At 35.7% G+C, this 6,728-nt stretch carries 4 protein-coding genes; all 4 read right to left on the reverse strand.

Annotated features, from left to right (window positions below):
- Positions 1–2,016: glycoside hydrolase family 95 protein (locus VLC96_RS06430; protein WP_325261464.1), on the reverse strand; the 2,016-nt coding region annotated here is incomplete at its 3' end.
- 206 nt (positions 2,017–2,222) lie between these two features.
- Positions 2,223–2,864 carry a hypothetical protein gene (locus VLC96_RS06435; protein ID WP_325261466.1) on the reverse strand — a complete coding sequence of 214 codons (642 nt, stop codon included), beginning with the start codon at positions 2,862–2,864 and terminating at the stop codon, positions 2,223–2,225.
- An 11-nt stretch (positions 2,865–2,875) separates the two neighbouring features.
- Entirely contained in the window at positions 2,876–4,369 is a 1,494-nt protein-coding gene (locus VLC96_RS06440) for a family 43 glycosylhydrolase (protein ID WP_325261467.1), read from the reverse strand.
- A 203-nt stretch (positions 4,370–4,572) separates the two neighbouring features.
- The gene (locus tag VLC96_RS06445) at positions 4,573–6,522 is read right to left on the reverse strand and encodes a sialate O-acetylesterase (protein ID WP_325261468.1); all 1,950 of its coding nucleotides are present in this window, start codon (positions 6,520–6,522) and stop codon (positions 4,573–4,575) included.
- Positions 6,523–6,728: the final 206 nt, after the last annotated feature.

Genomic DNA, 6,728 nt, shown 5'->3' on the forward strand with positions numbered 1-6,728 from the left:
ATTGATTCTCCAACCTTTTGACCAACCTGTAGTTTCGTCTCCTTTTATTTCTAATGTTTTTTTAGCAGCATTAGCCAATTCAGGAGTTTTTGAAGGTGAAATATGATCTCCAGGAAAAAGTCCAAACAATTGCGATTGATGTCTATGTTTTGGATCATTATCGTCCCAATCGTAATACCATTCCTGTAAGTTTCCTTTTTTACCAATTTGATACGGATGTAAATTAGCTAAATCTGCTTCCATCTTTTTTACAAAATCTGCATCAATATTTAAAATCTTAGCTGCTTTGATTGTTTTATCAAAACATTCTCTAATCATTGCTAAATCGGCTGTTCCGCCATATAAAGTTGCACCAACGAAACCATCTGCCAGTTTATATTGATTTTCAGGCGAAGTCGATGGTGCTGTAATTAAATTTCCATTTTTATCTTCTACAAGCCAACCCATACAAAATTCGGCCGCGCCTTTCATTAATGGATAGCCTTCCTCTTTCAAGTATTTTTCGTCTTGGGTGAAAATGTAATGTTCCCAAATGTGAGTACTAAGCCAAGCGCCAGCCATTGGCCAACATGCCCACATAGGATCTTCTTTTCCGAATTGTCCCACCGGATTACTCATTGCCCAAATATCTGAATTGTGTGCTGCCGCCCAACCATCGTTAACGCCATAAAAAGTCTTAGCTGTAACTTTTCCAGTAACTGAAAGATTTTTGATAAAGCCTAAAAGTGGCTGATGCATTTCGGAAAGATTGGTATTTTCGGCAAGCCAATAATTTTCTTCCAGATTAATATTCATCGTATAATTACTACTCCAAGGTGGATTTAGATATGGATTCCAAAGCCCTTGTAAATTAGCAGGTACTCCCAATGTTCTTGAGGAACTGATAAGCAAATAACGACCAAAATTGAAGTATAACACCTCTAGATTTTTATCTTCATTACCATCAGCATAACGCAATAAACGCTCATCTGTAGGCAAATCCAGAGCGGTGGTTTTGCCTAAATCTAAAGTAACTCGATTATAAAATTTTTGATAATCGACAATATGTGATTGTTTTAATTTATCAAATGATTTTGAAAAAGCTTTGTTTAAATTACTTTTCGCAATAGGCTCAGCAACTCCATCCACTGATGGATTTACTTCAAATCCCTTAAAACTGGTAGCTACAGACACATAAATTATAGCTTCCGTACCATTTTTTAGACCTAAAGTACTATTTGTAGTAACAATTGTTCCATCAGTATTTTTAATTTTTAATAAAGAAGTAAAACGTGTTCCTCTAATAATACTTTTTTCTTTTAAAGCTGCTTTTTTCATCTCCGCCTTTTGTGCTTCTGTGGGAAATACTGGGAGATAGCACTCTATAACTTTATGATATCCGGGATTTTCATGCATTGGAGCTCGTCCATTCAGAGTAAGAATATTTTTTTTTAATTCAACATTTGACTCTAACAAACTACTGTATTGCACATCAAAATTTAAAGCTCCTTTTTTACTACTGGTTAATTTAATTACCATTATCTGATCTGGAGCAGAAACAAAATATTCACGGGTATATTTTACGCCATCAATTTCATAACTGACTTTGGAAGTTGCATTTGAGATATCTAATTCTCTATGGTAATTAGAAACTTTTCCATCATGATGATTATTTATTTCTAATGTCCCAAGAGGTGCATACGATTCGGAATTTTTTCCCTGAATTTTTTTATTTAATTCCTCCGCTAACTTATAATCTTCTTTATTAAATGCATCACGAATTGCAGGTAAGTTTTTATGCGCTTCCATATTCATAAGAGGATACACGGGCTCTCCTGACCAAAGCGTAATATCATTCAGATAGATTTTATCTGACTCTACTCCGCCAAAAACGGTGGCTCCCATTTTTCCATTTCCTAAAACTAGGGTTTCTTCAAAGAATTCTGCGGGTTGATTGTACCATAAAACATGATTGGATTGTGCTAATATTTTCCCATAAAAAAGGGAAATGACGAAAACTACATATAACTTTTTCATAATATGATTTATTCAAAACAATTTCTATTGTATTATCTATTGATTATACGGATTGTACAGCACCGACGAATTTCAGTACAGACGGGTTTCGTACAGACGGGTTTCAAACCCGTCTCTACACGCAATTTCATTACATATAATTCGAAACACGAATCATCAACACATTTCCAGTACAGACGGGTTTTAAACCCGTCTCTACGTGGCACCTATTTAAAAAAACAATCCTCATCCCATTTTTTTGGATTATTTATAATATAATTTTCTATTCTATAATATTCAGATTCATTTCTGATTATATGATCGTGAAATCTTTCTTGCCAATTAGAAACTCCTTTCGAATTTCTCCTTTCATTAATCCTTCTGGATGAAAATGATTTTAATGCCCGAATAAATTCAAATACTCCGTGAACCTTATTTGAATTATCATCCACAGTACAGACGGGTTTGGTACAGACGGGTTTCAAACCCGTCTCTACCGTAATATTTGAAATCTCATCCTTACCATCCCCATCATGCGTACAGACGGATTTCGTACAGACGGGTTTCAAACCCGTCTCTACCGTATCAATTATTTTGGAATTATCTACGCCTACAATACAATGAATATGATTAGGCATTATCTGAAATGCGCCTAAAACAATATTAGAATAATGATTGGGTAAATCGAACCAGCAATCAGAAACAATTTTGCCATATTCATTTAAAATCATTTCACCATCTTTTACATGACCAAATAAATATTCACTGTTCTTGGTACAAATTGTGATAAAATAACTTCCCTCATTGTTGTAATCCCACCATTTTGCTCTGGTAGTTTCCACACGATATTTGCCTTGAAACTTATGCATTTATCCTTTTTTTATTTCGGAAGATACACAAAATTTTTAAAAGTAACCTGACCTTCGCCAACTGAAGAAAGCCCCAATTTTAAACTCATAAATCCGCTTAGTGCATTATGATTGAATGAGGAAACTTCGGCTGAATTTTCGATTTTTGACCAATCTTTACCATCGATACTATAAAACATATTTACGAGTTGTTCTTTCTTTTCTAAGCGAAGAAACAAATGCTTTTTATTTACTCCCTTTTGAGTTGGAAACTGCCAAGATCTAAGTATCGCGTCAATATTTTGGCTGTCGGCAGCAATACCGGTGTACAATTTGCTGTCATAAAAAAGAATAAGTCCCGCCGATGCATTGCCTTCGATTTCGACCTCAACCTGCGCGGTATACGAATGATCCGAAGGAGTACACAACAAAGGAGAGCTTTCGCCAATACCCTTCCCTTTTCCTTTAATGGTTAATCCGTTTGGGGAAAATTGAATTCTGTTGGCATCATACTCATTAAAAAACTGCCATTGTGGCTGCAGTTCGGTACTCGAAAAAGTATCGGAAAGCGAGAAATTGCTTTTGACAAATTTACCTGCTGGCTTTTTTAAGACGCCATCGGTTTTAGTTTTGTCTTTGATTTTAAACCAACCATCAGCAGTCCATTCTACAGGTTGCAAAAGGGTTTGACGGCCCATGTTATAGTAACCGTTTTCATAACCATGAAAAACCATCCACCAATTACCTTTGACGTCATCAATTATTGTGGCATGGCCTTTTGACCACCATTTTTCGGAGCTGTCATTGGTTCGGATAATTGGGTTATTTGGAGAGTTTTCCCAAGGTCCTAAAGGAGATTTAGAACGAGCTGAAATGACCATGTGACTTGTGGCTGGACCTGCTGTACCACCTTCGGCAACTGTGAGATAATAGTAATCTTTGTACTTTAAGACTTTTGGCCCTTCCATACAGAAACACTCGATTGACCAGTCAGTTGGGATTTTCCAACCGTCATAACTATGCTTTAACTCACCAATAACTGACAATCCATCTTTGGATATTGGCACATAACCGCCGTTACTGAAATAAAGGAATCTGTTCCCTTTTTCATCAACAAAATGTCCTGGGTCAATATTGCCGACTTTTAAATCTATTGGATCGCTCCAAGGGCCATTTATAGCATCTGCCCAAACGACATAATTGGTTTCGTTGGCAGGAAAATAAATGTAAAATTTGTTGTTGTATTTGACCAAATCCGGAGCCCAAACAGAACCAACGCTTTTTTTGAGGGCATGAGTAACAGGTTTCCAATTGACTAAATCTTTGGAAGTCCAAATGAGTAAACCCGGATAATAATTGAAAGATGAATGGACAATATAGTAATCTTCTCCATCTCTTATTATTGAAGGGTCTGGGTAATCTCCTGCAAATATTGGATTGCTATAATTCTCAGTGTTGCTTTTTTGTTGTTGAGCATGGATTGCAAGCGACATTGAAAATATAGAAAACAAGATTAACTTTTTCATAATTACTTCTTTCAAAAAATTTTTATTAATAATTATTGGTTATTGGAATTGCTTATTTTCCTAAAATGCCAAACATATTTTTTACACAATATTGTTATTCCGTAGGAATCTCACACAACATAAACAACTAACTTGAGATTCCTACGGAATGACAAACTGGGTGTAAAACCTATTGAATTGAATTACTATTTTACCAAATTTCGTTACTTACTAACGTTATACTTTTCTCTGGCGGTCACCATTTCCCAGTTATCAGTTCTGAAAGGCGATGCTGGGAAGTTTTCTTTGTTGAAAAGATTGATCTCAGTATCATCATCTGCCCAACCATAATGTACAGCTACTGGTGTTGACACTTTTTCACTGGAAACAATTACTTTGTTTTCTTTGATAATGGCTTGAGCTGGGTAAAAAACTTTGTCTGCTCCTGCGATTTCAAAACCTTTTAATATTCCATTTTTATCAGAAGTTGATAAACCAGTTCCGATTGATGCAAATGAAAGTATGATTTGGTTTCCTTTAATTTCCATCGATTCGAACATTGGTCCGCTACAAATTTGTTTTTTGCCATATACATCATTCAACGCGATAGAAGCAAAACGTTTACCGATATCTTGTTTGTTCGTTGGATGAATGTCTTTGGCGTTTCCAATATCTGTTGATACGACCATACCTGTGTTTGGCAATTTGAGTGTTTCCGTTTGTGCTTCGCGAAGTTCAGCCCAACGACTTCCTTTGGCACTATTTCCACCAAACTCATCAAAGGTTGATAATTGTACAAAATAGAATGGGAAGTTGCCCTGATTCCATTTGGTTCTCCAATCGGTGATCATCAAAGGGAAAGCTTTTTTGTATTGAGCTGCACGAGTAACATTGGCTTCGCCCTGATACCATAAAACGCCTTGAAAAGCATACGGAATCAATGGATTTATCATGGCGTTATACAACAACGAAGGGTAACTGTTTGGTGAAACTGACATTTTAACCTGGACCACATTGAATTTCCAAAGTCCTTCAAGAGACAAATTTGAATCTTTAAAATCAATTTTTAGATCAGCTGGATCGCCGTAAATTCCACCGCCACCACTGTAATCTGTAATTCTTACTGCAATAATGTTTGTTCCTTCTTTTAAAACATTTGCCGGAATTTTGTAAACTCTTTGTTTGTCCCAAAGATTATTAGTTCCTACTTGCACTCCGTTTACATATGTTTGGTCTTCATCATCGATTTTAGATAAATACAGCGTGGCTTCTTTTTTGGCTTGTTCAGCCGTCAAAATGATCGTTTTTCTCATCCAAACTATTCCATCAATATTCCCTATTTGTTGGTTTTCCCAAAGAGAAGGGACTTTAATTTCTGGCCAATTTTTGTCGTAAAAATCAAATTCCTTAAACTGATCTTCATTTGTGAGATGCACATCAAAACCCTGTATTTTACTGATATTATCTAAAAGTGATTTTTTATACTTTTCAAAAATAGCGTCCATATCTACTGAAGGAACCTTGGCAATCATATCTTTGAATTCGTCACTTTTCTCGAAAGCTTCACGACTTGTCCAGGTTTCGACACAAGTTCCGCCCCATGAAGTATTGATAATACCAATTGGGATTTTTAATTCGGCATATAATTTTTTAGCAAAAAAGAAACCTGCCGCTGTAAAATCACGAATGTTTTCCTGATTGGAAACTGCCCATTTTCCAGCTTTTAAATCTGCTTTCGGAGATCCGCTTAAGTCCTGAGCTACTAAAAACTGGCGAATCATCGGATAATCGGAATCCGCCATTTCTTTTTTGGAATCCATCGTTTTATACATCTGAAATTCCATGTTGGATTGACCGCTGCAAATCCAAACTTCACCAACCAAAACATTTTTTATGACGATTTTATTTTTTCCTGTAATGGTTAATTCAAATGGGCCTCCTGCTTTTTCAGCATTTAAACCAATCATCCATTTTCCATTTTTATCGGCTTGAATGGTTTTGATTTGTTTGTTGAAGCGCACCTCAACTTTTTCGTTCGGATCTGCCCAGCCCCAAACTGGAATCGTTTTGTTGCGTTGCAAAACCATTCCGTCAGAGAACAACAGCGGCATTTTGACATTGGCGTTTACCAATATTCCTGCCATCAAAAAAAGAAATAAGATACCTTTTTTCATTATATATTTTTTTAAAAGATTCTAAAAACACTAAGTTACTAAGACACTAAGTCTTTAAAAAACTTAGTATCGCGGTAACTCGAACTCTTTTTAAAGCAACTAAGATTCTAAGATGCTTAGCTTTAACAAAACTTAGAAACTTAGAATCTCAGTAACTTAAAACTATGAAATTATTTCAATCCATCTTGCAAAGCAGTTAATGCTTG

The organism is Flavobacterium sp. (assembly GCF_035456085.1).
Classification (GTDB): Bacteria; Bacteroidota; Bacteroidia; order Flavobacteriales; family Flavobacteriaceae; genus Flavobacterium.

Bases quoted from the DNA above. Each gene is read 5' to 3' on its own strand.
- VLC96_RS06435 (WP_325261466.1), bottom strand. From the start codon at position 2,864: ATGCATAAGTTTCAAGGCAAATATCGTGTGGAAACTACCAGAGCAAAA.
- VLC96_RS06445 (WP_325261468.1), bottom strand. From the start codon at position 6,522: ATGAAAAAAGGTATCTTATTTCTTTTTTTGATGGCAGGAATATTGGTA.
- VLC96_RS06440 (WP_325261467.1), bottom strand. From the start codon at position 4,369: ATGAAAAAGTTAATCTTGTTTTCTATATTTTCAATGTCGCTTGCAATC.